We start from the raw sequence: 24,364 nt of genomic DNA on the forward strand, positions 1-24,364 counted from the left end.
GCCGGACACGGTGGCGGGGATGCGAGGGACGGCCGCGCGTGGCGGCGGCCTCGCGGCTCAGGTCAGCGACAGACGGCGCTGGCGACGCGGCCGAGGTCGACGTGGCGGCGCACGGTCAGTCGGGGCATGGCCATGGCGTGCATCGCTTCGCCCCTTCCGACGGTTCGCGCCGGACCCGTTCCGGCGGCGTGACCGCAGCCTGACACGCGCCACGACCAGCCGACAAGGGGCTTCCCACAACGTGGGAACGAACGTGAACAGACTGTTTCAGCAGGCCGCGAGGGGCGCTGCGCCTTGCCGCGATGTGGGAACGTCGAAGCGATCCGAAGCGGTCCAGTCATCCGAAGCGGGCTCAGGAGCACAGGGAGCGAGAGGGGTACGGCACCGTGGCGCAGACTCCCGTCGCCGGGGCACAGGCGGTGCGGCGGGCACTGAACGTGCTGCACTGCTTCCACGACAACGCCCCCGACCTCAGCGCCTCGGAGATCTCCCGCAGGCTCGGTCTGTCCACGTCGACGGCGCACCGGCTGGCCCGCACCCTGCTCGACGCCGAGTTCCTCGAACAGGACCCGCGTACGGCCCGCTACCGGCTCGGTCCCGCCGTGACGGAACTCGGGCGGCTCTCCTACCACCAGCGCGGGCTGCACCTGGCGTCGCCCGAACTCGCCGATCTGGCCCGCCGGACCGGCGCGACCGCCGACCTGGCACTGCGCAGTGGCCCGCACGCGGTGATCGTGGCCGGTGGTTCGGTCACCCCGAAGGTGGGGCTGCGCCGCCCGCTGCACTCCACCGCGCTGGGCAAGGTCCTGCTGGCGTGGCCACGCCCCGGCGAAGCGGGGGCGCGGTCGCTGCCGCCGCTGCACGCGTTCACGGACCGCACGATCGTCGACCGGGAGCGGCTGGCCGAGGAGTTGGAGCGGGTGCGCGCGCAGCGGTACGCGCTCAACGACGGCGAGTCCGCGCAGGGCGTCGCGACCGTCGCCGTGCCCGTCCTCGACCATCTGGGCTCCGCGCGGTTCGCGCTCGCCGTACGCGGCACGCCCGACCTCATCGCCGGTGACCGTCTCGACGGGGTCGTCGACCAGGCACGCGCGTGCGCGGGGGCACTGGAGATCCTGCTGCTGCCGCCGTCACAGCGCAGCACGGCCGCGGTGCCGTCCGGCTGATCGACGCGACGCCGCCGATCGGGTGTTCAGCACGTGAGCCTCGGCCTTGTCGCACGCCGACGAACCGCGGTCGGTCCCGGTGCGGGGCGACGGAGGTCCGCAGCCGTCGGCGCCGATCCGGATCGACGCCGCCTGCCGCGCCAAGTACGGCCGCTGCGGGGCGCGTTACGTCGACCCGCCGGTGGCCTCACGAGACACTACGCTCGGACTCGTTCCGCGCTGAGCGGCATTCGGCGCCCACCCACTCGCCCGGCCTCAGGAGACTCACCGTGCTCGGTCTGGAACTCGTCGTGCTCATGGGCGTGGCCGTGCTGGCGGGCAACGCCGCAGCGCGACGCTTCGGCATCGCCCCACCCGTGACGCTCCTCGCCGCGGGACTGGTCCTGGGGTTCATCCCGGTGGTGCGGCGGGAGCAACTGCCGCCGGAGGTCGTGCTGTTGCTCTTCCTTCCGGTGCTCCTGTACTGGGAGAGCCTGACCACGTCGCTGCGCGAGATCCGCACCAACCTGCGCGGCATCGTGCTGCTGAGCACCCTGCTCGTGATCCTCACGGCCTGGGCCGTCGCGGCGGCCGGGCACGCCCTCGGCCTGCCGTGGGGCCCCGCCTGGGTGCTCGGCGCGGCCGTGGCACCCACCGACGCGACCGCGGTCGCCGCCCTGGCCCGCGCCCTGCCACGCCGCCAGGTCACCATCCTCCAGGCCGAAAGCCTGGTCAACGACGGAACAGCCCTCGTCGTCTTCGGCCTCGCGGTCGGCATCACCGCCGGCGAGGACCATCTGAGCGTCCCCCACGTCGGCGGCCTGTTCCTGCTGGCCTACGGCGGTGGCATCGCGGTCGGCGCGGTGATCGCGTGGATCAACACGATCCTGCGGCGCCGCCTGGACGACCCGCTGCAGGGCAACCTCGTCATGATCCTGGCGCCGTTCACCGCGTACCTGATCGCCGAGCTCATCGACGCCTCCGGCGTCCTGGCCGTGGTCACCTGCGGCATCATCATGAGCCAGGTCGCCCCACGCGTCATCCGGGCTCCGCACCGCGTCCAGGCGCTGGCGTTCTGGCCCCTGCTGACCTTCCTCATCAACGGGACGCTGTTCGTGCTGGTCGGGGTGGAACTCCACGACGCCGTCCACAGCCTCAGCCGCGCCGACCTCACGGACGGGCTGGTCACCGTAGCCGTGGTCTGCCTGGTCCTCGTCGCCACCCGCTTCGCGTTCCTGTTCGCCTCCGCCTACACGATCCGTGCGCTCGACCGCCGCCCCCAGCAACGTCTGCTACGCGTCGACCATCGGACCCGGGTCGTCAGCGGCCTGGCCGGATTCCGCGGCGCGATCTCGCTCGCGGTGGCGCTCTCGGTGCCGCAGACGCTCGACTCGGGCGATCCCTTCCCCGACCGTGACGTCATCATCTTCGTCACCGCCGGGGTCATCCTCGTCACGCTCGTGGTCCAGGGACTGCTGCTGCCCGTCGCCGTGCGCTGGGCCGGATTCCCCCCGGACAACACCGTCGACGAAGAGGTGAACCTGGCCGAGAGCAGCGCCCTCAGGGCAGCACTCGACGCCATGCCCCGATTCGCGGCCGACCTCGGCACGCAGCCCGCCGTCGTGGCCCGGATGCGTCAGGAGTACGAGACGAAGCTGGCGGCCGTCCGGGCCAGAGGCGCGAGCGCCCCTTCCGACACCGACCCCGCCCTGCTGCACCACCGCGACTACGTGGCCCTGCACCAGGCCCTCGTCGCCCACAAGCGCGCCACAGTCGTCGAGCTCCGCGACACACGCCGTATCGACGACACGGTGCTGCGCCGCGTGCAGGCCGCCCTGGACACCGAGGAGATCCGCCTGTCCGACCGCAGTACCGCCGAATGACCCGACGCTCGGCCTCAAGGGCCTCGGGGCGATCATCCATCCGGTCGGCGCGGCACCGGCGAGCAGGGACGCCATCTTCGACCCACGGACCGCCGCTTCCGCCAACTCCCCATCAGAGCAAAGAGGTTGCTCTGACGGCAGCAGGATTCGACGCTCGACCTTCGGGGGCGGTGGATCGGTCACCGCCCCCGGCCCGGCTTCGGCCATCGGCTCACGAGGCGGGGCGCGGCGGCCGGTCGCGCCCGGCGGCAGCCGACCACGACGCATCGATCAGGTCCCACGAGGTGCTCAACGCCCTTCCGCCACCGATACTGACCAGGGGTCGGCCGACCCCGCTCGACCTTGACTGACACCCAGTCAGCAAAGTCGGCATCGACTCGGCATCGGTGCCGCCCGAGGTCACCGTCGGCCGCCTTGGAACATCACGCTCAAAGAACTCCATAACGACATCAAAAAACTCCACACGACCACCCTGACCAGGTCATACATAGCTGAGAGCACCGTCTGTGAGCGTCACTGGGAGGCACCAATGAAAATGCTGATCAACGTGGCCGAGAACGTGGTCGCCGACGCACTGCGCGGCATGGCCGCCGCGCACCCCGAGTTGAACGTCGACGTCGAGAACCGGGTGATCCTGCGGCGGGACGCGCCCGTCGCCGGGAAGGTGGGGCTGGTGTCGGGCGGCGGGTCCGGGCACGAGCCGTTGCACGGGGGGTTCGTGGGGCCCGGGATGCTGTCGGCGGCCTGCCCCGGCGAGGTGTTCACGTCGCCGGTGCCCGATCAGATGGTGCGGGCCGCCGCCGCGGTGGACAGCGGAGCGGGCGTGCTGTTCATCGTGAAGAACTACACCGGTGACGTGCTCAACTTCGACATGGCGGCCGAACTCGCCGAGGACGAGGGCGTACGGATCGCCAAGGTGCTCGTGAACGACGACGTCGCCGTCACCGACAGCCTCTACACCGCCGGACGGCGCGGCACCGGAGCCACGCTGTTCGTGGAGAAGATCGCCGGCGCCGCCGCCGAAGAGGGCAGGCCGCTGGAGCAGGTGGAGGCCATCGCCCGTCAGGTGAACGAGAGTTCGCGGAGTTTCGGGGTCGCGCTGAGCGCGTGCAGCACGCCCGCGAAGGGGTCACCGACCTTCGATCTCCCGCCCGGCGAGCTGGAGTTGGGCATCGGCATCCACGGCGAGCCGGGGCGCGAGCGGCGTCCGATGATGACGTCGGGAGAGATCGCCGACTTCGCCGTCGACGCCGTTCTCGACGATCTCAACCCGACCGGTCCCGTGCTCGCACTCGTCAACGGCATGGGCGCGACACCCCTGTTGGAGCTGTACGGGTTCAACGCCGAGGTGCAGCGGGTGCTCGGCGAGCGCAGGGTGCCCGTGGCCCGCACCCTCGTCGGCAACTACGTGACGTCGCTCGACATGGCCGGCGCCTCCGTCACGCTGTGCCAGGTCGACGAGGAACTGCTGCGCCTGTGGGACGCACCGGTCAGCACGGCGGGGCTGCGCTGGGGCATGTGAGTCCCGCGCCCGTCGCCCCTCTGTCGGCTCTACTACCAAGCAAGGAGATCACGTGCTCGACGCCGATTTCTTCCGGCGCTGGATGGCGGCCACCGCGGTCGCCGTGGACCGCGAGGCCGACCGGCTCACCGAACTCGACTCACCGATCGGTGACGCCGACCACGGCAGCAACCTGCAACGCGGCTTCACGGCGGTGCGGGCCATGCTCGACAAGGAGGCTCCGGACACGCCGGGCGCCGTACTCACCCTCGCCGGACGGCAGTTGATCTCGACCGTGGGCGGTGCGTCGGGACCCCTGTACGGGACGTTGCTGCGGCGCACCGGCAAGGCGCTCGGCGACGCGGCCGAGGTGAGCGAGGCCGAACTCGCGCAGGCGCTGCGGGTCGGGGTCGACGCCGTCGCGGCGCTCGGCGGGGCCGCGCCCGGCGACAAGACGATGCTGGACGCGCTCGTCCCGGCCGTGGACGCGCTCGACGGCGGCGACTTCGCGGCGGCGCGGGCCGCGGCCGAGCACGGGGCCGAGGCGACGACGCCGTTGCAGGCGCGCAAGGGGCGGGCCAGCTATCTGGGCGAGCGCAGCATCGGGCATCAGGATCCGGGCGCGACATCGTCGGCGCTGCTCGTCGGCGCGCTCGCCGAGGCCGCGGGGACGGCTCGTGACCGCCCCCGACAAGGCGGTCGGCATCGTCCTCGTGTCGCACAGCCAAGACGTCGCCGAGTCCGTGGCGCGTCTGGCCGCGGGGCTCGCGGGCGGCGGGGCGACGGCGCCGGTCGCCGCGGCGGGCGGCACCGAGGACGGCGGGCTCGGCACCAGCAGCGAACTGATCTCGGCCGCGGCCGCGCAGGTGGACCGGGGCTCGGGCGTCGCCGTCCTCGTCGACCTCGGCAGCGCGGTCCTCACCGTGAAGGCGCTGCTCGCCGAGGGTGACGAACTCCCCGACGGGACACGCCTGGTGGACGCCCCCTTCGTGGAGGGCGCGGTCGCCGCCGTCGTCTCCGCGTCGGCCGGGGCCGACCTCGACGCGGTCGTCGCGGCGGCCTCGGAGGCGTACACGTACCACAAGGAGTGACGTCGGCCGCCGCTTCAGGGGGTCGTTCGGGGCGTCGGCCACGCGGGCCGGCGCCCCTCGGCCATGAAGCGGACGCGAAGGACGGTGCGATGGGTCGCGCGTGGCGTACCGCACCCCTCGGGCGCACTCCCCTGGTGTTACTCACCGGAAACCGGCAACAGCCGCTCGCGGTAACAGGCTCTGCATAGGAAGGGCCTCACGAGTTACTGGTATACCGCGAGACGACGAGGAACGCCGATGCCGCACCCTTCGCATACAGCACACGCAGCGCACACGCCGGACGAGTCCCCCCTCACCCCCGCGGCCGCTCAACAAGCAGTCGTGCACGAGGAGTTGGCCTCACGGTTCGGGCGGCGTGGGCTGTTGCGCATCGCCGCGGGAATCGCCGCGGCGGGTGGCGCGGTGGCCGCGGGCACGGCTCCCGCCGCGGCGGCCTCCGGCTCCGCCAGGGTCTCCGGCGTCTCCCGGCCGCAGCGCATCCTGCAACCGGGCGTCGGGCCCGTGCACGGCCACCACTACCTGCGCGCCACGCCGGACACCGTCCGCTGGGGCTACGTACCGGCCCGCGGCGCCGAGCCCGTCCTGCGCATGCGGTCCGGCGAGACCCTGACCGTGGACGCCGTGTCCCACGAGGGGCTGCTGGAGGACCAGGGCCGCGACCCGGTCGCCTGGTTCGCGGAGCACGGCGTCCGCACGGACCAGGTCCTCAAGGACGCGGTCGAGCTGGCCCGCGACTACACGCGCACGCCCCGTTCCTTCGACACCGACGGACCGCACGTGGTCCTCGGCCCGGTGCATGTGGAGGGGGCCGAACCCGGCGACGTCCTCAAGGTGGAGACACTGTCGCTGCTGCCCCGCGTCCCGTACGGCGTCATCTCCAGCCGGCACGGGAAGGGCGCGCTGGCCCGCACCCGTGGCGGCGGCGCTCCCGACGGCATCACGCTCGACGAGGTCATGCCGCCGGTCGCCGAGGACGGACGGGCGACCGGGAACCCCGAACGGTACGGAAACGTCTCGGTGTTCACCCCCATCCGCTCGCACGGCGCCGACGACCACGCGGTCCTGCCCCTGGACGGTCCCGGCCGGGTGACCTTCCCGCTCAATCCGCACATGGGCCTGATGGGCACCGCGTACGCCGCCGCGACGTCCCTGACCGACCCGCTGCTCAACTCGATCCCGCCCACGCTCGGCGGCGGCAACATCGACATCCGCCACCTCGGCGAGGGCTCCACCTTCTACCTCCCGGTCCACGCCGAGGGCGCGCTCTTCCACACCGGCGACCCGCATTTCGCGATGGGCAACGGCGAGGTCGCGCTGACCGCGCTGGAGGGTTCGCTCCGTACGACGTTCCGGCTCACCGTCTGCAAGCCGGGCTCGGGGGACGCGCCGTCGGTCGCGTTCCACTACCCGTTCGGCGAGACCGCCGACGCGTGGCTGCCGGTCGGTCTCTCGGACCCGGACGGCTCCGGCGGGTCGGGGGGAGCGGCCGGCCAGCTCTCCGACCTGGACTCGGCGATGCGCCGCGCCGTCGTGAACGCCCTCGACTTCCTCCAGTCCGATCTCGGGATGGCCCGCCCGGTCGCCTACGCCTATCTGTCGGCCGCGGCGGACTTCGAGGTCTCCCAGGTCGTCGACCGCACCACCGGGGTCCACGCGGTCATCAGGAAGCGGGACTTCGGGAAGTAGGGAGCGCCACGTGAACGTACTGACGGGAAAGCATCGGTTGAGGAGTGCAGCGCACGTGCGGACAGTGGATCGGCGGTCGTTCCTGGGACTCGCGGCGGCGGCCGGAGCGGCAATCTCTCTCGGCGGACGGTCGACGCCGGCCGCCGCGACGGTGGGAACGGACAGGCGTCCGTCGTCGCACGCCGGCGTCGCCGGGTCTCCCGATCCGACGGTGTGGCGGGAGTACGGCGACCCGCTGGTGCCCGCGACCGTGCACGGTTCGCTGTCCGGGCTGAGCGTGGCCGTCAAGGACCTCTTCGCGATCGCGGGGCACCGGGTGGGCGCGGGCAACCCGGCCTGGCTCGCGGAGAGTTCGCCGCAGCGCGTGACCGCCACCGCGGTCACGGCCCTGCTCGCGGCGGGCGCCGACATCGCCGGGATCGCCCGCACCGACGAGTTCGCGTACAGCCTGGCCGGCACCAACGCCCACTACGGCACGCCGCCCAACCCGGCCGCTCCCGACCGCATCTCGGGCGGCTCGACCTCCGGGCCCGCCAGCGCGGTCGCCCTCGGCCTGGCGGACATCGGGCTCGGCACCGACACCGGCGGATCGATCCGCATCCCCTCCTCCTACCAGGGCCTGTACGGCATCCGGCCGAGCCATGGGGCGGTCTCCACGGCCGGGCTGCTGCCGCTCGCGCCCTCCTTCGACACGGTCGGCTGGATCGCCCGCGACGCCCGCACCCTGCGTGCCGCCGGGCGTGTGCTGCTGCCCCGCCGACCTCACGGTCCCGCGCCGTCCGGTGTCGTACTCGCCCAGGAGATCCTCGATGTGGCCTCTCCCGAGGTGGCCGCTTCGGTGCGGGCGGCGGTGGCCGACTGGCGGGCGGCGGATCTGCCGCGCATCCGGACGCTGCGGTTCGACACGGCTGTGCTGCCCGGCTGGGTGCGCGCGTTCCAGACCAAGCAGGGGGTGGAGGCCTGGCGCCGGTGGGGGCCCTGGGTCTCCCGGCACCGGGACTCCCTCAACCCGGACGTCCGCTCCCGGTTCGAGACCGCGTCGACGTACACGTCCGACGATCTGGCGGCGGCCGAAGCCGTCCTGCGCGAGGCCCGCGCCCGCGTCGACGACCTGCTCGGCGATCAGATCCTGATCCTGCCCTCGGCGTCCTCGGTGGCCCCCACCCGCGCCGAGGCGGCGCTCGGCGGTCCGGTCATCGAACAGACCAGGGCCCAGACCTTCCGGCTCACCTGCCTCGCCGGCCTGTCCGGCCGCTGCGCCGTCAGCATCCCCGTCCGCAGCCGCACCGCCCCGGTGGGCCTGTGCCTGGTGGGCCCGCGCGGCAGCGACCGGCACCTGCTGGATCTCGCGGTCCGTGCGGCCGCCGAGGTGGGCGTCACCTCTTCGCCGCGCTGACGTCCGCGGGCCCTCGGCCGTACGTCAGCGGGCCCGTACGAGCTTGCGGGCCGCCGCCTCCCCGGCGGTCACGGCCGCGGCGTGGCTCTCGATGGGGCGGGCGGTCGTGCCGGGGAAGAGGATGTACGTCACCTCGTTCCCGGCGCCGCCACGGATCGGGTCCGGGTCGATGCCGAGGGCGCGGGCGGCGGCGTAAGAGGCCTCGCCGATGAGGTCGGTCGGGCCCGTGTCGCCGACGACGGCGTACAGGACCTTGCCGCGGTAGACGATCGCGCCGACGGTCCCGCCACGCACGCCCGAGCGGTACGGGTTCCACCGGCGGCTGGATCCGGGCACGACGATGTACGGCAGTCTCTCGGCGCTCAAGTGCCGTCCGTCGGACTGCTGGTAGGCCGTCGTGGCGAGGAACAGCGGGTCGGTGCGGCGGTTGCAGTAGCGACCGCGGCGGCCGTCGCAGTCGACGTCCAGGTCGGCCTTCCAGTGCACGGCGCCCCGCGTGGCGCACACCGGGACGGTGGCGCGGGCACCGTCGTCGGTGCGGTAGCGGCCGTGGGTGATCTCGCGGCAGCCGCTGACGGCCGCGAGCAGGTCGGCGGCCCGGACGCCGCCTTCCCGTGCGGCGGGAGCGGCGGCGGGCCGGAGCGGGTCCTCGGCGTTCGCGGTCGTCGGGAGCAGGGCGGCGGGGGCGAGGAGGGCCGCGCCGCAGACGGCGGCGAGGGTGAGTTTGCGAGAGTGCACGGACGGACGCCTTCGGTCGGGGACGGTGGCGAGGATGCGGGGACGGCTACCGGACATGGATCACCAATCTGGTTCCGCTCGGACGTGGCGTCCACCGCTCGGGGGCCGGACGGGCACACTCCGCCCTCTTGATGAGGACCCGTCACCCGTGCCATACAGGTCTGAACCAATTCCGGTGGGCCGGTTCGCCGGTCACCGGCTCGCCCCGAGCGGAAGGCACACCCGTGCGACGCGTCCCCCCACGCACTCTGCTCCCCCGCGCGGCCTGCACCGCCGCGCTCGCGCTGACACTCACCGCGTGCGGCCTGTTGCCCGGCGGCGACGACGCGGCCGACGGACCCCCGCTGTCCGCCCCGGTCGGTGTGACGGCGCAGGCCGGCAGCGCCACGTCCGTGCACGTGATGTGGAACCGGCCGACGGGCAGCGCGCCGGTCACCGGGTACGAGGTGTACCGGGGCCCGGTCCGCGTCGAGGTGCTCCCCGCCGACCGGCACATGGTGGACGTCACCGGGCTGCGCCCGAAGTCCCGTTACGTCTTCACGGTCCGCGCCCGCGGGACGGACGGCGACCTGGGCCCGGCGGGACGCGGTGTCACGGTCACCACCCCCGCGGCGGTCGCGAAGGACCGCTCGGCGCCGACCCGGCCCGCCCGGCTGCGTGGCCGGGCGGACGGCGGGCGGGCCGTGTCGCTGTCCTGGGGCGGGTCGTCGGACGACCGGGGCGTGGTCTCGTACGACATCTACCAGGGCACCACGAAGATCCACAGCGTGACGGGGAAGGAGACCCGGGCCCTGCTGACCGGGCTGCGGCCCGGCACCGCGTACTCCTTCACCGTGCGGGCGCGCGACGCCGCCGACCACGTCTCACCGGCGAGCGCCACCGTGCGGCTCACGACGGCGGGGGCGAAGGACAAGGACGGCGAACGCGGCACGGCGCCCGGCGACTTCCGCGTGACGGCCCGGCGCTCGGACGAGGACGGCGCGTACTACCTCGACCTGACCTGGACGGCGCCGCGCACCGGCGGCGAGGTCCCCGCCTACCAGGTCTACGTCGACGGGCGGCAGGCGACGACCGTCATGTGGGGCGAGAGCGCCCCCGAGGGCGCGGCGAAGTACAGCTTCTACATCGGGAAGGACGCGGGGGCCCGCCACCGGGTGAAGATCCGCGCGCAGCTTCCTGACGGGACGTGGGGCGCGTTCTCCCCGGAGCGCGCGGTGACCACGCGGGCGAAGGACAGGTGAGCACGGTCGCCCGAGCGCCCGGGATCGCGTTCCGGTGGGCCGGACGATGGAACCGGTCACCTGCCCGGCTCCCGTCCGCATGCGCCCGGCGGCGTACGGAGTTTGGCTGTGCGTCAGGTAGCACGGGCATTGCCTACTCGGGCGGGGCAAGGGATGTACCGCCTCCCGTGCCGCCGGAGAGCGGACATCATGCGTACTACTTCGATACTGGCTCGTTGCGGACTCACCGTCACGGCGGCGGCCGCGCTGCCCCTGGCGTTCGCCGCGCCGTCGGCGTTCGCCGCGGGGATCACGGTGACCAGCAGTGGTTCCACTGTGCGGGCCACGACGGCGTCCTGCCCGAACGGCGGCAACGCCTCGCTGCTCAGTCCCGGTCAGGCGAACTTCGCGGAGGGGCGGCAGACGCCGCTCAGTTCCGGGAGCGCCGGCTGGCAGGGGCTCGCTTCGGGCACCTACCAGGTGGTGATCGCGTGCTCCGACGGCTCGACCGTGGGGCCGCAGTCGGTGACGGTCACGGCGAGCCCGACGATCTCGGCGACGTCCAGCCCGATGGGCGGCGTGCGCGGCGGTCTCGGCGGTGCGGCGGAGGACTTCGGCACGCTGACGCTCGCCGCGGGCGGCACGCTGGTCGCCGCGGCCGTCGTGGGCGGTGCCTGGTACCTGCGGCGCCGGGGGCGGGTCAGCGCGCCTGACCCCTTCCGCGTCCGCGGCTCCCGACTGCCGTCGCCCCCCGTGGGCGGCGGCAGTCGCTTGTACGACGCACCCTTGTGGCCGCGCCCGATCGCCGCTTACGGTCCCCTGAGCCGAGTGATCGTCCGCGAACGTCCTTGGGGGCAGCGTGAGTTCAGGTCCGGTGGGGGTCGCCGTCGTCGGGGCGGGTGTGATCAGCGCGGAGTATCTGCGCACGCTGGCGGCGTTCCCCGACGTACGGGTCGTGGCGGTCGCCGATCTGGACATCGCCCGCGCCGAGGCGGCGGCCCGCGCCCACGGGGTGCCGGTCGCCGGGGACCTCGCGACGGTCCTGGCGCTGCCGGAGGTCGAGCTCGTCGTGAACCTGACCGTGCCGGCGGCGCACGTGGCCGTGGCCCGGGAGGCGCTGCGCGCGGGCAGGCACGTGTACGGGGAGAAGCCGCTGGCGCTGCTGCCGGGCGAGGCGGAGAAGCTCCTCGCCGAGGCGGCCGAGCGGGGGCTGCTGGTGGGGTGCGCGCCCGACACGTTCCTCGGGGCGGGGCTCCAGTCGGCGCTGCGGGCCGTCGCCGCGGGGCACATCGGTGCGCCGGTCGCGGCGTCGACGGCGGTGTGCGGGCTCGGGCCCGAACGCTGGCATCCCGACCCGGCGTTCTTCTACCAGCCGGGCGCGGGCCCGCTGTTCGATCTCGGCCCGTACTACCTGACGGCGCTGGTGGCGCTGTTCGGCGGTGTCGAGCGGGTCGCGGCGTCGGCCCGGCGGGCGCGCGCGGAGCGGGTGGCCGGGGCGGGGCCCGCGGCCGGCCGGGTGTTCCCCGTCGACGTGCCCACGCATGTGTCGGCGCTGCTCGACTTCGCGTCGGGGCCGACCGCGACGTCCGTCTTCAGCTGGGACGCGGCACGGCCGCATCTGCACTTCGAGGTCGTCGGCACGGAGGCCACGCTGTCGGTGCCCGACCCGAACCGGTTCGACGGGTCGCTGCGGCTGCGGCCCAACGGCGCGGCGGACTGGGCCGAACTTCCCGTCGCGGGGCGCGCGGACGGTCGCGGGCTCGGGGTCGTCGACCTGGCGCGGTCGATCCGTACGGGGACGGCGCCGCGGGCCTCGGGCGCGCTGGCGCTGCACGTCCTGGAGACGATGACGGCGGTGACGGACTCGGCCCGGCGCGGCGCGTTCACGGGGCCGCCCACGCCGTTCGTGCCGCCCGCGCCGCTGCCGGTGGCGTGGGATCCGACGGAGGCGACGCTCGGCTAGGGGCCGCCCGGCGGATCAGGTCGCATCAGGGTGCCCCGCGCCCGCGGCGGGACCCGCGGGACAGCCCCTAAAGCGTGTTGCACAAGGCCGTGAACTGGGCATATCCGGTGTATGGCTGGGGTGTTGAGGGCTGAACGGGTGTGGGTGGAGACGTTCACGGGGCTGTCGATGGAGCAGTTCGGGCGGCTGCTGAGGGTGGTCCGTGACCGAGGCGGCAACGGCACGCTGCGGGGCCGTCCGTGGTGTCTGCCGCTGGCCGAACGGGTCTTGATCGTGGCCGTGTACTACCGCACCAACCTGACCATGCGGCAGCTCGGGCCGCTGTTCGGGACCTCTTCCTCGACCGTGTGCCGGGTGATCCAGAAGCTCGGCCCGCTGCTCGCGCTGGAGCCGGTGGCCCGTCCGGCCGACGCGGCGGACCGGTTGTGGATCGTGGACGGCACCCTCATCCCGGTCCGCGACCGGCACGTCGGCTCCTCCTCACGCAACTACCGGTTCTCCGCAAACGTGCAGGTCATTGTGGATGCCGACACCCGTCTCGTGATCGCCGCGGCCCGGCCGGTGCCGGGCACCACCGCGGACGCGCACGCCTGGCGGGCCTCCGGCCTGGCCCAGCACTGCCAGGGCGTGACCATGCTGGCCGACGGCGCCTACCTCAACTGCGGGATGGTCACCCCGCACCGCAAACGCCCCCGACGCGAGCTGCTGGCGGGCGAGGAGGCCGACAACGCCGCCCATCGCACGGTGCGGGCCCGGGTGGAGCATGTGATCGGCCGGATGAAGAACTACAAGATCCTCCGCGACTGCCGGCAGCACGGCGACGGCCTTCACCACGCCGTCCAAGCCGTCGCCCAGATGCACAACCTCGCCCTCGCCTCATGACCAGAGGACTGCCCTCACTAACCCTGACCTGCCCGAACACCGCCTTGTGCAACACGCTTTAACGAGCTCGTGCACGGTAGGCGGTGAGACGTCGCGAACTTCGGTGCGACCCAGCTTCACATCTGCCATGTCGGGTTCAGGTCCGCGGTCTGCTGGTGGGACAGCAGGCCGGCGATGGCTTGGACGGTGTCGCTCATGTGCTCGCGGCGGCCGAGGTGGCGGGCCAGGGCCCGCCAGTTCTTCAGATGGGCGATGCCGTGCTCGACACGGATACGTCGTGATGAGTGCGCCTTGCGCTGGCGCTCGTGCATCTCTTCGTACCAGTCCGGGGCGTTCTTCTTGAACTTGCGGTGCGGTGGTGTCACCACCCGGCCACCGGTCTGGGCGCCCAGTCCCTGGTAGCCGGCATCAGCCAGGATCTCGACTGCAGGCCCGTCGGCCAAGAGGTTGACCAGCCCTAACTGGCGGGCATGGGTGATGTCCGCGCAGCTTGCGGGACGGGCCGGGCTGCACCACAGCACGCGGCCTTCGCCGTCCGTGACCACCATGGACTTGACGGCGTTCTGCTTGTTCTTGCCGGAGATGAACTTGTCGCGGTCCTTGCGTCCGGCAGCGGGCCGGCGGACCCGGATCTCGGTGCCGTCGACGATGCCGGTCGCCCCGCTCGCGCCGAGATGGTCGACAACCTCAGCGAGAGACCGCAGCCGCACGTCGGGGCTGACGGTGCAGCCCCGCTCGGCGAGCAGGGGCCGCACCTCACCGATGGCCCGGGTGACGGTGGAACGGTCCGCTCCGAACCAGCAGGCCAGCACATCATGGGTGACCCCGTGACGAAGATGGACCAGCGTGGCCAGCAGCCGGTCGACGAACACCAGCCGGTACTTCGCGCCTGCGCCCACAGCCCTCTGCCGCGGGCGAGCGGCAAGCCTCGCCTGATGACGCTCATGCCACAACGGTCCGATCTCCTCGACGAGTTCAGCAATCACTCCGGCAGTCAGCCCCGTGATCCGCCGATTGCCGATGATCACCGCGCGCGTCGAGTTCCCCACCACCCGACCATGATCAACCATCCAGGCTCGACGTCTCACCGCCTACCGTGCACGAGCTCGTTAGGGAGCCGGCGGGTCGTCGAGGTCGAGGTCGGCCAGGGTCCGTTCGAGCCAGTGCACCCAGAACGTCTCCAGGTCGATGCCCGCGCGCAGCACCGCGTGTTGCAGGCGGTCCGCCATGGCATCCTTCTCCGGCGGGAAGTCCCGTGCGTCGATCTCACGGTAGGTCGCCAACTGCCGCCGGTGCAGGTCGAGATGGCGGTGCAGATCGTCCCTGAGGCCGTCCGTGCCGACGACGGCGGCGGAGCGCAGCCGCAGCAGCAGGGGGTCGCGCAGCGCCTTGGGGTCCTGCGGCGCGGCCGTCCAGCGGGCCAGTTCGGCGCGGCCCTGCGGCAGGACCTCGTAACTCTTCTTCTGGCCGCGGGCCGGTGCCTGGCCGGGGAGTGCGCGGATGAGGCCGTCGCGCTCCAGTCGGCCCAGCTCCCGGTAGATCTGCTGGTGCGTCGCCGACCAGAAGTAGCCGATGGACCGGTCGAACCTGCGGGTCAGTTCGAGGCCCGACGACGGCTTCTCCAGGAGGGCCGTGAGGATCGCGTGCGGGAGTGACATGTCGCCAGAGTATGTCTCGCGGAAGGGGGGAGGGCGGTCACGTGTCCGGCGGGCCCGGACACGTGACCGCCCGGTCTCAGAGGGCCGCCGCGACCTCGGTGCCCTGCTTGATGGCGCGCTTCGCGTCCAGCTCGGCGGCGATGTCGGCGCCGCCGATCAGGTGCGGGGTGCGGCCGGCGGTGACGAGGTCGTCGTAGAGCGAGCGGTGCGGTTCCTGGCCGGCGCACAGGACGACGGTGTCGACGGGGATGAGGGACCGCTCGCCGTCGACGGTGATGTGCAGGCCCGCGTCGTCGATCCGGTCGTAGGTGGCGCCCGCGATCATCGTGACGCCGCGGTGGCGCAGTTCGGTGCGGTGGATCCAGCCGGTGGTCTTGCCGAGCCCGGCGCCGACCTTGGAGGTCTTGCGCTGGACGAGGTGGACCTGGCGCGGCGGGGCGGGCCGGTCGGCCGTGGTGAGGCCGCCGCGGTCGGCGTAGTCCATGTCGACGCCCCAGAGCCGGAAGTACGTGGCCGGGTCCTGGCTCGCCTTCTCGCCGCCGTCGGTGAGGTACTCGGCGACGTCGAAGCCGATGCCGCCGGCGCCGATGACGGCGACGCGGTCGCCGACGGGCGCGCCGTCGCGCAGGACGTCGAGGTAGCCGACGACGCTCGGGTGGTCGACGCCGTCGATGGCGGGGGTGCGCGGGCTGACACCGGTGGCGACGACCACCTCGTCGTACGCGTCGAGGTCGGCCGCCGTGACGCGGGTGTTCAACTCGACCCGGACGTCGCGCAGTTCGAGCTGCGTGCGGAAGTAGCGCAGCGTCTCGTCGAACTCCTCCTTGCCGGGGACCTTGCGGGCGACATTGAGCTGCCCGCCGATCTCGGCGGCGGCGTCGAAGAGCGTGACGTCGTGGCCGCGCTCGGCGGCGGAGACCGCGCAGGCGAGGCCGGCGGGGCCCGCGCCGACGACCGCGACGCGCTTGCGCAGGCGTGTCGGGGCCAGGATCAGCTCGGTCTCGTGGCAGGCGCGCGGGTTGACCAGGCAGGAGGTGATCTTGCCGCTGAAGGTGTGGTCGAGGCAGGCCTGGTTGCAGCCGATGCAGGTGTTGATGGTGTCGGAGCGGTCGTCCGCGGCCTTGTTCACGAAGTCCGGGTCGGCGAGCATCGGCCGGGCCAGGGACACCATGTCGGCGGCGCCGTCGGCGAGCAACTCCTCGGCGAGCTCCGGGGTGTTGATGCGGTTCGTGGTGACGAGCGGGATGTTCACCTCGCCCATGACCTTCTTGGTGACCCAGGTGTACGCGCCACGCGGCACGGAGGTCGCGATGGTGGGGATGCGGGCCTCGTGCCAGCCGATGCCGGTGTTGATGATGGTGGCGCCGGCCGCCTCGATCTCCTTGGCGAGGTGGACGACCTCGTCGAGGGTCGAGCCGCCGGGGATCAGGTCGATCATCGACAGGCGGTAGATGAGGATGAAGTCGCTGCCGACGCGCTCGCGCACCCGCCGCACGATCTCCAGCGGGAAGCGGACGCGGTTCTCGTAGCTGCCGCCCCAGCGGTCGGTGCGGTGGTTGGTCGCGGCGACGATGAACTCGTTGATGAGGTAGCCCTCGGAGCCCATGATCTCGACGCCGTCGTACCCGGCCGACTTGGCGAGTTCGGCGGCGCGCGCGAAGTCCTCGACGGTCTGCTCGACCTCGGCGTCGGTCAGCTCGTGCGGCGGGAAGGGGCTGATGGGCGCCTGGATCGGGCTCGGCGCGACCAGGTCCTCGTGGTAGGCGTACCGGCCGAAGTGCAGGATCTGCATCGCGATCTTGCCGCCCGCCGCGTGCACGGCGTCCGTGACCTCGCGGTGCTGGGCGGCCTCCGCCTCGGTGGTGAGCTTGGCGCCGCCGCCCCACGGGCGTCCGGCCTCGTTGGGGGCGATGCCGCCGGTGACCATGAGGCCGACGCCGCCGCGGGCGCGGGTCGCGTAGAACTCGGCCATGCGCGCGAAGCCGTTCTCCGCCTCCTCCAGACCCACGTGCATCGAGCCCATCAGGACGCGGTTGGGCAGGGTGGTGAAGCCCAGGTCGAGCGGGGCGAGAAGGTGCGGGTAGCGGCTCATGAAGCCCTCCGTGCGAGGCGGTCGTCGTCTGTAGTTCTAGACGACCCCGAACTCCTTTTGCAACAAGTTGCATAAGAGACCTGCGCCACGCAGGGGAGCCTTACCGGCGGCCCTCGGTCAGGCGTCGTCGACCTCGGCCACGTAGCCGTACGGGATCTCCTCGCCGTCGAAGGTCACCGCCTCGACGGTGCGGGTGCGGGGGTCGATGTCGGCCTGGACGCCGTCCCCCGCGTAGCGCGGGTAGCCGGACTCGCCGGTGCGGCCGGTCGCGGTGACCCGCACGGAGCGCAGCGGATTGCCGTGGTCGGTGTGGCCTGCGGCGTCGGTGAGTCGGGGCTTGAGGACGACGGTGTACGCGGCGGGGGCGCCCGGTTCTTCGCTCATGCATCGGAGGCTAGTGCCCGGCGGCGAAAGCCGCCCGCCGGACGCGATACCCGTCCGACCTCGGGGGTTGTAGAGTGCAACGAGCACACCCGGAGAGGAACCGCACGTGGCAGAGCCCGACCGTCCGGCCGATCGCGAGTCGGCCGTGGACACCATTCAGCGAGAACTGACGTCCTTCGCCCGCCGCGCCCGCGCGACGGCGGCGCGCATGCACCCCGAGCTGTCGCTCGTCTCGTTCACCCTGCTCAGCCATCTCGACGAACAGGGCGGCTGCCGCGCCACCGATCTCGCCGCGCACTACGCCCTGGACAAGTCCACGGTCAGCCGCCAGGTCTCCGCCCTGGAGCGGGCGGGCCTGGTCATGCGGCGGGTCGACCCGGACGACCACCGGGTCCAGGTGCTGCATCCCACAGCGGCCGGCGCGGAGATCCTCGCGCAGGTGACGGTCAGCCGCCGGCAGATGTTCGGCGAGCGCCTCGCCGACTGGTCCGAGGACGATCTCGCGCGGTTCGCCGTGTACCTGGAGCGGTACAACGAGAGCGCCCGCGCGTACGACGCCTAGGACCGCGGGGCCGGGAGGCTACTCGGGCGCGCGGGCCGCGCGGAAGCGGGTCGTGCGGCGCAGCGCGAAGCCGAGGGACTCGTACAGGCGGATCGCGTTCGTGTTGCCCGCGCCGGTGTGCAGGAACGGGGTCTCCCCGCGCTCCCTGATCCCCGCGGCGACCGCGCGCACGAGCCGGGCCGCGAGGCCCTGGCCACGGTGGTCCGGGTCGGTGCAGACGGCGCTGATCTCGGTCCAGCCCGGCGGGTGCAGCCGCTCCCCCGCCATCGCGACGAGGGCGCCCTCGCGCCGGATGCCCAGGTAGGTGCCGAGTTCGATGGTGCGGGGCAGGAAGGGGCCCGGCCGGGTGCGGGCCACGAGGTCGAGCATCTCGGGCACGTCGGCCGCGGTGAGCCGTATCGCCTCGGGGTCGTGCGCGGCGTCCACCCCGGCGTCGACGAGCTGCACGCCCGGGATGTCCTGGACGAGCTCCCAGCCGTCCGGCAGCGCGCGGACCACGCCGGGCAGCGGCACGTCCGCGCCGGGGCCGGCGAGCGCGGCGAGGTCGGCCCAGTCCGCGGGGCCCGGCTCGTCGGGCAGCGCCAGCCAGGGCGAGACATCGAGGGGTAGCGCAGCACGCGGCCGCGCCGCTCGGCGAGGTGCGCGTGCGGGCCGCTCAGCGCGGCGTGGGCGGGGTTGTCGAGCGGGTGGGCCGCCTCGGGGGCGGTGCCGGGGCCTGCGCCCGCCTCGTACGTCTGCGTCATCTGCGTCTTCCGGATCTCTTCGCTCGGTGCTCACTCACGGGTGCGCCACGCCCACTGCCCGCGTGGCCACCACATGATCGAACCCCCTGGTCGGGGGCGCGCATTCCCCTTTCGGCGGTCTGTTCACGAGGTCGCAACACGTGGCCGCGCGTTGCCGTGCGGTGATCGGTGTTGGCATGCTGGCGCGATGCCCTCCACGTCACTGAGTGATCACGTCGAGTCCCTGCTCGCCCGGGAGCTGCCGCTGCCGATCGTCGCGGCCGGGGACCCGGTGCTGCGCCGGCCCGCCGAACCCGTCGACGGCCAGCTCTCCGACGAGCTGCTCGGCCGCCTCGTCGAGGCGATGCGCGTCACGATGCACAAGGCACCGGGGGTGGGCCTGGCGGCACCGCAGATCGGTGTGCCGCTGCGGCTCGCGGTGATCGAGGACGCGGCGAACGTCCCCGAGGAGGTGCGCACGGCCCGCGGGCGCGTCCCGCAGCCGTTCCGGGTCCTGGTGAATCCGTCGTACGAGGATGCGGGCGGCAGCCAAGTGGCCTTCTACGAGGGATGTTTGAGCGTCCCGGGCTATCAGGCCGTGGTCGCCCGGCACGAGCGGGTGCGGCTGCGCGCCCTCGACGAGCGAGGGCGCGCGGTCGACGAGGAGGTCGTCGGCTGGCCGGCCCGGATCGTGCAGCACGAGACGGACCACCTGAACGGCACGCTGTACCTGGACCGCGCCGAACTGCGGTCGCTGTCCCACACGTTGACGCAGCAGGCGGTGGAGCGCTGGGCACAGCCGACGCCCCGGCTGGCCGCGCGGGAACTGGGCTTCACGCTCCCCGGGACCGACTGACCGCCGGCGGACCCTCAGTCCATCTGCGGCATCTCGCCCTGGGCGGCGGACACGTCGATGACCGAGAACGCGGCGCCCTGTGAGTCGCCGACGGCGGCGAACCGGCCGAAGGGGCTGTCCATCGGCCCGAAGTGCAGCTTGCCGCCGAGACGTTCGACGGTGGCGACCGCCGCGTCGCAGTCCTCGACGACGAAGTACACGTTCACGTACGAGGGCACGTGCTCGGGGAAGTCGTCCGTCATCTTCATGCGGCCCAGGTACGGCTGTCCGCCGAGCTGCCAGACGTGGAAGTCGACGTGCTCGTCGGCGATCTTCTTCGCGTCGTAGGGGAAGACGGACGTGAAGAACGCGTCGGTCTTCGCGGCGTTCCTGGTGTTGATCTCGGCCCAGCAGTAGGCGCCCGGCTCGTTGACCTTCTCGAAGCCCTCGTGCGAGCCGGGCTGCCAGACGCTGAAGACGGTTCCCGCCGGGTCCTGGGCGGTGATCATCGTGCCGAAGTCGCCGACCTGCATCGGCTCCATCATCACCGTCCCGCCCGCGCCCGCGATCCGCTCGGCGACGGCGGCGACGTCCGCGGTGGCCAGGTAGAGGTTCCAGGCGGGCGGGGTCCCCTCCATGCCGGGCATCTGCGGGGACAGCGCGGCGACGTGCTTGCCGTCCGCGGTCTTCGCCTGCGTGTAGTTGCCGTACTCCTCGGCGCCCGGGTCGTAGGACCAGCCGAACAGCTCGGCGTAGAAGGACTTGGCCTTCTCCAGGTCGGGGAACATGGCGTCGGCCCAGACGGGCGCGCCTTCGGGAAGTGCGGGCATGACGCGGAACCCTTCCGTCAAGGTCGCCGGGCACACGGGGGCACGGCGGGTACGGATCCACGCTAGGCGCGCGGGGCGGGGTGCGCGAGACGTGGCGGCGGGTTCCGGGTCGGGGTCAGGCCGTCGGCGGGGTCAGTGAGGGCGCGATGACCGTGAACGCGTCCTCCAGGAGGGTCACCGGGTCCTGGGCCGCGTCGCTCTCGCTCCAGCGCTGGAGCACGACGTGGAACGCGGTGAGTGCGGTGCCTGCCGCCAGCCGCGGGAACAGGTCGGTTCCGGCGTCGCGGCCGACGCGCCGTGCCAGCTCGTCGGCGAGGTCGTCGCGCCACTGCGCCTGCCGCTCCAGGAAGCGGGCCAGCAGGGCCGGGGTGCGCAGGATCAACTGGACGACGCGCAGCGCCCGTTCGGAGTCGGCGGCGCAGGTGGTGACCGGGACCCGGACCGCGTGCAGCAGCGCCAGGGCGGGCGGCTCGTCGGTGGGGCGCTCCGCGAGTTCGGCCCGCATGTCGGCGCCCATGTCGGCCAGGAACTGGACGACGACGTCCTCCTTGGACGCGAAGTAGCGGAAGAACGTCCGCTTGGACACGCCCGCGGTCGCCACGATCTCGTCGACGGTGACGGCGTCGAAGCCCTTGAGCGCGAGCAGTTGCAGGGCCGCCTCGGTCAGTTCGTCCGAGACGAGCTGCCGCTTGCGCTGGGCCAGGCTCTGGCCGGGTCGGGTACTCACCCCCGCATCGTACACATCGCCCTACACGGCATGCCTTCGTTGACACCAAGGCGCATCTTGACACCAAGTGCCATCGAAGTCAGGCTGTGCCACATGGACGAGCAACGGTGGAGTGCCGATCAGATGTCCGACCAGTCGCAGCGGGTGTTCGTGGTCACCGGGGCGAGCAGCGGCCTCGGTCTCGCGAGCGTCCGGGCCCTCGTGGCCCGGGGCGCACACGTGGTCCTCGCGGTGCGTGATCCGGAGAAGGGGCGGGCGGCCGTCGCGGGGCTGCCGGACGGGCAGGTGGAGGTGCGCCGGCTCGATCTCGCCGACCTCACCTCGGTCCGCGCGTTCGCCGCCGGGCTGCGCGCGGATCATCCGCGCGTCGACGTCCTCATGAACAACGCGGGGATCCTGGCGCCGCCGCGCACGCTCAGCCCGCAGGGGCACGAGTCGCAGTTCGCGACGAACCATCTCGGGCACTTCGCGCTCACGGGGCTGCTCCTCGACGCGCTGGACGGGCCCGATCCCCGCGTGGTGACGGTGAGTTCGCTCAACCACCGGCGGGGCCGCATCGACTTCGACGACCTCACCGGAGAGCGCGGCTACGCGCCGGCCCGCTTCTACAACCGGTCGAAGCTCGCCAACACGCTCTTCGGTCTCGAACTGCACCGCCGTCTCGCCGCGGCCGGCAGCCCGGTGCGCAGCGTGCTCGCGCACCCCGGCTACAGCGCGACGCGGCTCCAGACGAACGGCGCCACCGGCCTCCAGCGCCTGCTCTTCGGCTGTCTCGCCCGGCCCCTCGCCCAGTCGGCCGCGCGGGGCGCACTGCCACAGCTGTACGCGGCGACCGAACCGGGCGTGCGGGGCGGGGAGTTCATCGGCCCCGACGGCCGGGGCGAGCTGAAGGGCGCGCCGACGCGGGTGGAGCCGGCGCCCAGGGCGCTCGACACCGAGGTGGCGCGGCGCCTGTGGGACGTCTCGCAGGAGCTGACAGGGGTCCGCTTCCCGCTCCCGACGTCGGTCGGCTGAACCGGCGCCCGGTCGGTCGGCCGGACCGGCACCGGGACCGTCGGGATCTTACGGAGTCGTGACGTGGGCGCCCGCCTCGGCCGATCCGCGGCATCGGGCGCCTAGCGTGGCCGGTATGCGCGTACTGGTCACCGGCGGAGCCGGGTTCATCGGGTCGGCGGTCGTCACGGAACTGACGGGGCGGGGGCACGAGGTCGTGGTCCTCGACACGGCCTCCGGAGGCGGACGGGGCGCGGCCGACGTCCGCGATCCCGACGCCGTGCGCGCGGCGCTCGACGGGGTGGACGCGGTCTGCCATCAGGCGGCGATGGTCGGCCTCGGAAAGGACTTCGCCGACGCCCCCGCGTACGTCTCGCACAACGATCTCGGTACGGCGGTGCTGCTGGCCGCGATGGCGGAGCGCGGGGTGCGCGATCTCGTCCTCGCGGGGTCGATGGTGGTGTACGGCGAGGGCCGCTACGCGTGCCCCGCGCACGGTGTCGTGCGCCCCGGGCCGCGGGCCGTCGCGGATATGGAGGCGGGCCGGTTCGAGCCCCGATGCCCCTCCTGCGGTGGGGAGCTGACGCCGGGACTGGTCGCGGAGGACGCCCCGCTCGACCCGCGCAACGTGTACGCCACGACGAAGCTCGCCCAGGAGCATCTCGCCGCCGCGTGGGCCCGCGCCACGGGCGGGCGCTGCATCGCGCTGCGGTACCACAACGTGTACGGGCCGGGGATGCCGCGCGACACCCCGTACGCCGGAGTGGCCTCCTTCTTCCGCTCGGCGCTCGCCCGCGGCGAGGCTCCGCGCGTCTTCGAGGACGGGGCGCAGCGGCGCGACTTCGTCCACGTACGGGATGTGGCGCGGGCCAACGCGAGGGCGCTGGAGGCGCTGCGGGAGCGGGGGCCCGGCGAGGTGACCGCGTACAACGTGGGCAGCGGCGAGGTGCGCACGGTCGGCGAGCTCGCCGAGGTCCTCGCGTCGGCCTGCGGCGGCCCGCCCCCGGTGGTGACCGGAGAGTTCCGGCTCGGTGACGTGCGCCATGTGACGGCGGACTCGGCGCGGCTGCGGGCCGAGCTGGGGTGGCGGCCCGAGGTGGGGTTCGCGCAGGGCCTCAAGGAGTTCGCGGACGAGACGGCGTAGCTGCGGGCGCGTCAGTCCGTGTGTGCCGCCAGGGCGTCCACCAGCTCCGGCCACAGTTCGCGCGGGCGGTCGTGGCCCATGTCGGGAAGCAGCAGGAGCTTCGCGCCGGGGATCAGGGCCGCCGTGCGCTCCCCTCCGTCGGGGGTGATCAGGGTGTCGTCGAGGCCGTGGATCACGAGGGTCGGCGTCCTCAGTTCGCGCAGGGCGTCGGCGCGGGAGCCGCTCAGGACCATCGCCGCGAGCTGGCGTCCGGTCCCGGCGGGGTAGTACGCGCGGTCGTAGCTCTGCGCCGCGAGGTCCCGCAGGGCGGCCGTGTCGCCGTAGCGGCGGGACGCCCACAGCAGGCCCGAGTCCGCCGCGGCGATGTACCCGTCGCGGTCGGCCGGCTTCGGGGCGAAGAGCGCCGCCTGCGCCTCGGGGGTCGTCCGGCCGAACTCGCTCTCGCCGGTCGAGGACATCATCGACGTCAGCGTCAGCACCCGCTCCGGGTGGGCGATGGCCATGATCTGGGCGATCATCCCGCCCATCGAGGCCCCGACCACGTGGGCGCGGTCGATGCCGAGCGCGGTCAGCAGGTTCAGACCGTCGTCGGCCATGTCGTCGAGGCGGTACGGGGCCATGGCGAGAGCGGCCGTGAGGTCGCCCGCGCTCACCGCCGCGATGAACTGCCCGATGTCGACGGGGTGCTCGTCGAACGTGGTGGACAGCCCGCAGTCGCGCTGGTCGTAGCGGATCACGTACCGCCCCCGGTCCGCGAGGGCGCGGCAGAAGTCCTCGTGCCAGGCGATCAGCTGGGCCCCGAAGCCCATGACGAGCAGCACGGGCGGGTCCGCGGGATCCCCGAAGGTGTCGTAGGCGAGGGAAACGGCGGGCGATACGTCGACGATCGGCATACGGGGATCTTGCCGGACC

General features: G+C 73.0%; 23 protein-coding genes and 2 pseudogenes. 14 read left to right on the forward strand and 11 right to left on the reverse strand.

Going from position 1 to position 24,364, the window contains the following annotated elements:
- Window positions 1-62: 62 nt before the first annotated feature.
- Window positions 63-341: a putative leader peptide gene (locus V2W30_RS41500; RefSeq protein WP_425244475.1), complete on the reverse strand. Its 279-nt coding sequence runs from the start codon at window positions 339-341 to the stop codon at window positions 63-65.
- Window positions 342-386: 45 nt separating this feature from the next.
- Here V2W30_RS41500 and V2W30_RS03340 point away from each other — a divergent pair, with 45 nt between their 5' ends.
- The 7 genes and pseudogenes from V2W30_RS03340 to V2W30_RS03370 all read left to right on the forward strand — a co-directional run bounded on the left by V2W30_RS03340 (window position 387) and on the right by V2W30_RS03370 (window position 8,702).
- Window positions 387-1,166, forward strand: a complete 780-nt coding sequence (locus V2W30_RS03340) for an IclR family transcriptional regulator (protein WP_338693531.1) — start codon at window positions 387-389, stop codon at window positions 1,164-1,166.
- Between the two features lie 269 nt (window positions 1,167-1,435).
- Window positions 1,436-3,028: a Na+/H+ antiporter gene (locus V2W30_RS03345; protein WP_338693533.1), complete on the forward strand. Its 1,593-nt coding sequence runs from the start codon at window positions 1,436-1,438 to the stop codon at window positions 3,026-3,028.
- Window positions 3,029-3,557: 529 nt separating this feature from the next.
- On the forward strand, window positions 3,558-4,550 hold the full coding sequence (gene dhaK / locus V2W30_RS03350) for a dihydroxyacetone kinase subunit DhaK (protein WP_338693535.1): 993 nt from the start codon (window positions 3,558-3,560) through the stop codon (window positions 4,548-4,550).
- Window positions 4,551-4,602: 52 nt separating this feature from the next.
- Window positions 4,603-5,199 (forward strand): annotated as a pseudogene (gene dhaL / locus V2W30_RS03355) (dihydroxyacetone kinase subunit DhaL); the annotation flags it as partial.
- A gap of 7 nt (window positions 5,200-5,206) precedes the next feature.
- Entirely contained in the window at window positions 5,207-5,620 is a 414-nt protein-coding gene (gene dhaM, locus V2W30_RS03360; protein WP_338693536.1) for a dihydroxyacetone kinase phosphoryl donor subunit DhaM, read from the forward strand.
- A 321-nt stretch (window positions 5,621-5,941) separates the two neighbouring features.
- Window positions 5,942-7,306, forward strand: a complete 1,365-nt coding sequence (locus tag V2W30_RS03365) for an acetamidase/formamidase family protein (protein ID WP_338693538.1) — start codon at window positions 5,942-5,944, stop codon at window positions 7,304-7,306.
- A gap of 55 nt (window positions 7,307-7,361) precedes the next feature.
- Window positions 7,362-8,702, forward strand: a complete 1,341-nt coding sequence (locus V2W30_RS03370; protein ID WP_338693539.1) for an amidase — start codon at window positions 7,362-7,364, stop codon at window positions 8,700-8,702.
- A gap of 24 nt (window positions 8,703-8,726) precedes the next feature.
- Here the strand turns inward: V2W30_RS03370 and V2W30_RS03375 are convergent, their stop codons facing one another.
- Window positions 8,727-9,440, reverse strand: coding sequence for a glycoside hydrolase family 75 protein (locus V2W30_RS03375; RefSeq protein ID WP_338693540.1), 714 nt, complete (start codon window positions 9,438-9,440; stop codon window positions 8,727-8,729).
- 224 nt (window positions 9,441-9,664) lie between these two features.
- Here V2W30_RS03375 and V2W30_RS03380 point away from each other — a divergent pair, with 224 nt between their 5' ends.
- Complete coding sequence (locus tag V2W30_RS03380; protein WP_338693542.1) at window positions 9,665-10,681, forward strand: fibronectin type III domain-containing protein; 1,017 nt, start codon at window positions 9,665-9,667, stop codon at window positions 10,679-10,681.
- A 452-nt stretch (window positions 10,682-11,133) separates the two neighbouring features.
- On the opposite strand, the gene V2W30_RS03385 is transcribed toward V2W30_RS03380, so the two are convergent.
- Entirely contained in the window at window positions 11,134-11,280 is a 147-nt protein-coding gene (locus tag V2W30_RS03385) for a hypothetical protein (RefSeq protein ID WP_338693543.1), read from the reverse strand.
- Window positions 11,281-11,519: 239 nt separating this feature from the next.
- Between V2W30_RS03385 and V2W30_RS03390 the strand changes: the two genes are divergently transcribed.
- Together V2W30_RS03390 and V2W30_RS03395 are read left to right on the forward strand one after the other, a co-directional pair.
- Complete coding sequence (locus V2W30_RS03390; RefSeq protein WP_338693545.1) at window positions 11,520-12,623, forward strand: Gfo/Idh/MocA family oxidoreductase; 1,104 nt, start codon at window positions 11,520-11,522, stop codon at window positions 12,621-12,623.
- Between the two features lie 111 nt (window positions 12,624-12,734).
- A complete protein-coding gene (locus tag V2W30_RS03395) occupies window positions 12,735-13,505 on the forward strand; it encodes a transposase family protein (RefSeq protein ID WP_338693547.1) in 771 nt (256 codons plus the stop codon).
- A gap of 116 nt (window positions 13,506-13,621) precedes the next feature.
- Here V2W30_RS03395 and V2W30_RS03400 read toward each other — a convergent pair whose 3' ends face one another.
- From V2W30_RS03400 to V2W30_RS03415, 4 genes are all read right to left on the reverse strand, one after another.
- Window positions 13,622-14,557: a transposase family protein gene (locus tag V2W30_RS03400; protein ID WP_338693548.1), complete on the reverse strand. Its 936-nt coding sequence runs from the start codon at window positions 14,555-14,557 to the stop codon at window positions 13,622-13,624.
- 57 nt (window positions 14,558-14,614) lie between these two features.
- Window positions 14,615-15,163: a PadR family transcriptional regulator gene (locus V2W30_RS03405; RefSeq protein ID WP_338693549.1), complete on the reverse strand. Its 549-nt coding sequence runs from the start codon at window positions 15,161-15,163 to the stop codon at window positions 14,615-14,617.
- A gap of 76 nt (window positions 15,164-15,239) precedes the next feature.
- A complete protein-coding gene (locus V2W30_RS03410; protein ID WP_338693551.1) occupies window positions 15,240-17,255 on the reverse strand; it encodes an NADPH-dependent 2,4-dienoyl-CoA reductase in 2,016 nt (671 codons plus the stop codon).
- A 117-nt stretch (window positions 17,256-17,372) separates the two neighbouring features.
- Window positions 17,373-17,639, reverse strand: coding sequence for a hypothetical protein (locus V2W30_RS03415; protein ID WP_338693553.1), 267 nt, complete (start codon window positions 17,637-17,639; stop codon window positions 17,373-17,375).
- A 106-nt stretch (window positions 17,640-17,745) separates the two neighbouring features.
- Here V2W30_RS03415 and V2W30_RS03420 point away from each other — a divergent pair, with 106 nt between their 5' ends.
- Window positions 17,746-18,201, forward strand: a complete 456-nt coding sequence (locus V2W30_RS03420; protein ID WP_338693554.1) for a MarR family winged helix-turn-helix transcriptional regulator — start codon at window positions 17,746-17,748, stop codon at window positions 18,199-18,201.
- A gap of 18 nt (window positions 18,202-18,219) precedes the next feature.
- Here the strand turns inward: V2W30_RS03420 and V2W30_RS03425 are convergent.
- Window positions 18,220-18,944, reverse strand: a pseudogene (locus V2W30_RS03425) (GNAT family N-acetyltransferase).
- A gap of 187 nt (window positions 18,945-19,131) precedes the next feature.
- Here V2W30_RS03425 and def point away from each other — a divergent pair.
- Window positions 19,132-19,779: a peptide deformylase gene (gene def, locus V2W30_RS03430; protein ID WP_338693556.1), complete on the forward strand. Its 648-nt coding sequence runs from the start codon at window positions 19,132-19,134 to the stop codon at window positions 19,777-19,779.
- Window positions 19,780-19,793: 14 nt separating this feature from the next.
- Here def and V2W30_RS03435 read toward each other — a convergent pair whose 3' ends face one another.
- Together V2W30_RS03435 and V2W30_RS03440 are read right to left on the reverse strand one after the other, a co-directional pair.
- Window positions 19,794-20,588, reverse strand: coding sequence for a VOC family protein (locus V2W30_RS03435; RefSeq protein ID WP_338693558.1), 795 nt, complete (start codon window positions 20,586-20,588; stop codon window positions 19,794-19,796).
- Window positions 20,589-20,703: 115 nt separating this feature from the next.
- Complete coding sequence (locus V2W30_RS03440) at window positions 20,704-21,315, reverse strand: TetR family transcriptional regulator (RefSeq protein ID WP_338693559.1); 612 nt, start codon at window positions 21,313-21,315, stop codon at window positions 20,704-20,706.
- Between the two features lie 93 nt (window positions 21,316-21,408).
- Between V2W30_RS03440 and V2W30_RS03445 the strand changes: the two genes are divergently transcribed.
- Together V2W30_RS03445 and V2W30_RS03450 are read left to right on the forward strand one after the other, a co-directional pair.
- Window positions 21,409-22,329, forward strand: a complete 921-nt coding sequence (locus V2W30_RS03445; protein ID WP_338693560.1) for an oxidoreductase — start codon at window positions 21,409-21,411, stop codon at window positions 22,327-22,329.
- Window positions 22,330-22,444: 115 nt separating this feature from the next.
- Window positions 22,445-23,452, forward strand: coding sequence for an NAD-dependent epimerase/dehydratase family protein (locus tag V2W30_RS03450; protein WP_338693561.1), 1,008 nt, complete (start codon window positions 22,445-22,447; stop codon window positions 23,450-23,452).
- 11 nt (window positions 23,453-23,463) lie between these two features.
- On the opposite strand, the gene V2W30_RS03455 is transcribed toward V2W30_RS03450, so the two are convergent.
- Window positions 23,464-24,345 (reverse strand): alpha/beta hydrolase, encoded by an 882-nt coding sequence (locus V2W30_RS03455; protein WP_338693563.1) that lies wholly within the window; start codon window positions 24,343-24,345, stop codon window positions 23,464-23,466.
- Window positions 24,346-24,364 lie beyond the last annotated feature (19 nt).

This window comes from Streptomyces sp. Q6, from assembly GCF_036967205.1.
GTDB lineage: Bacteria > Actinomycetota > Actinomycetes > Streptomycetales > Streptomycetaceae > Streptomyces > Streptomyces citrinus.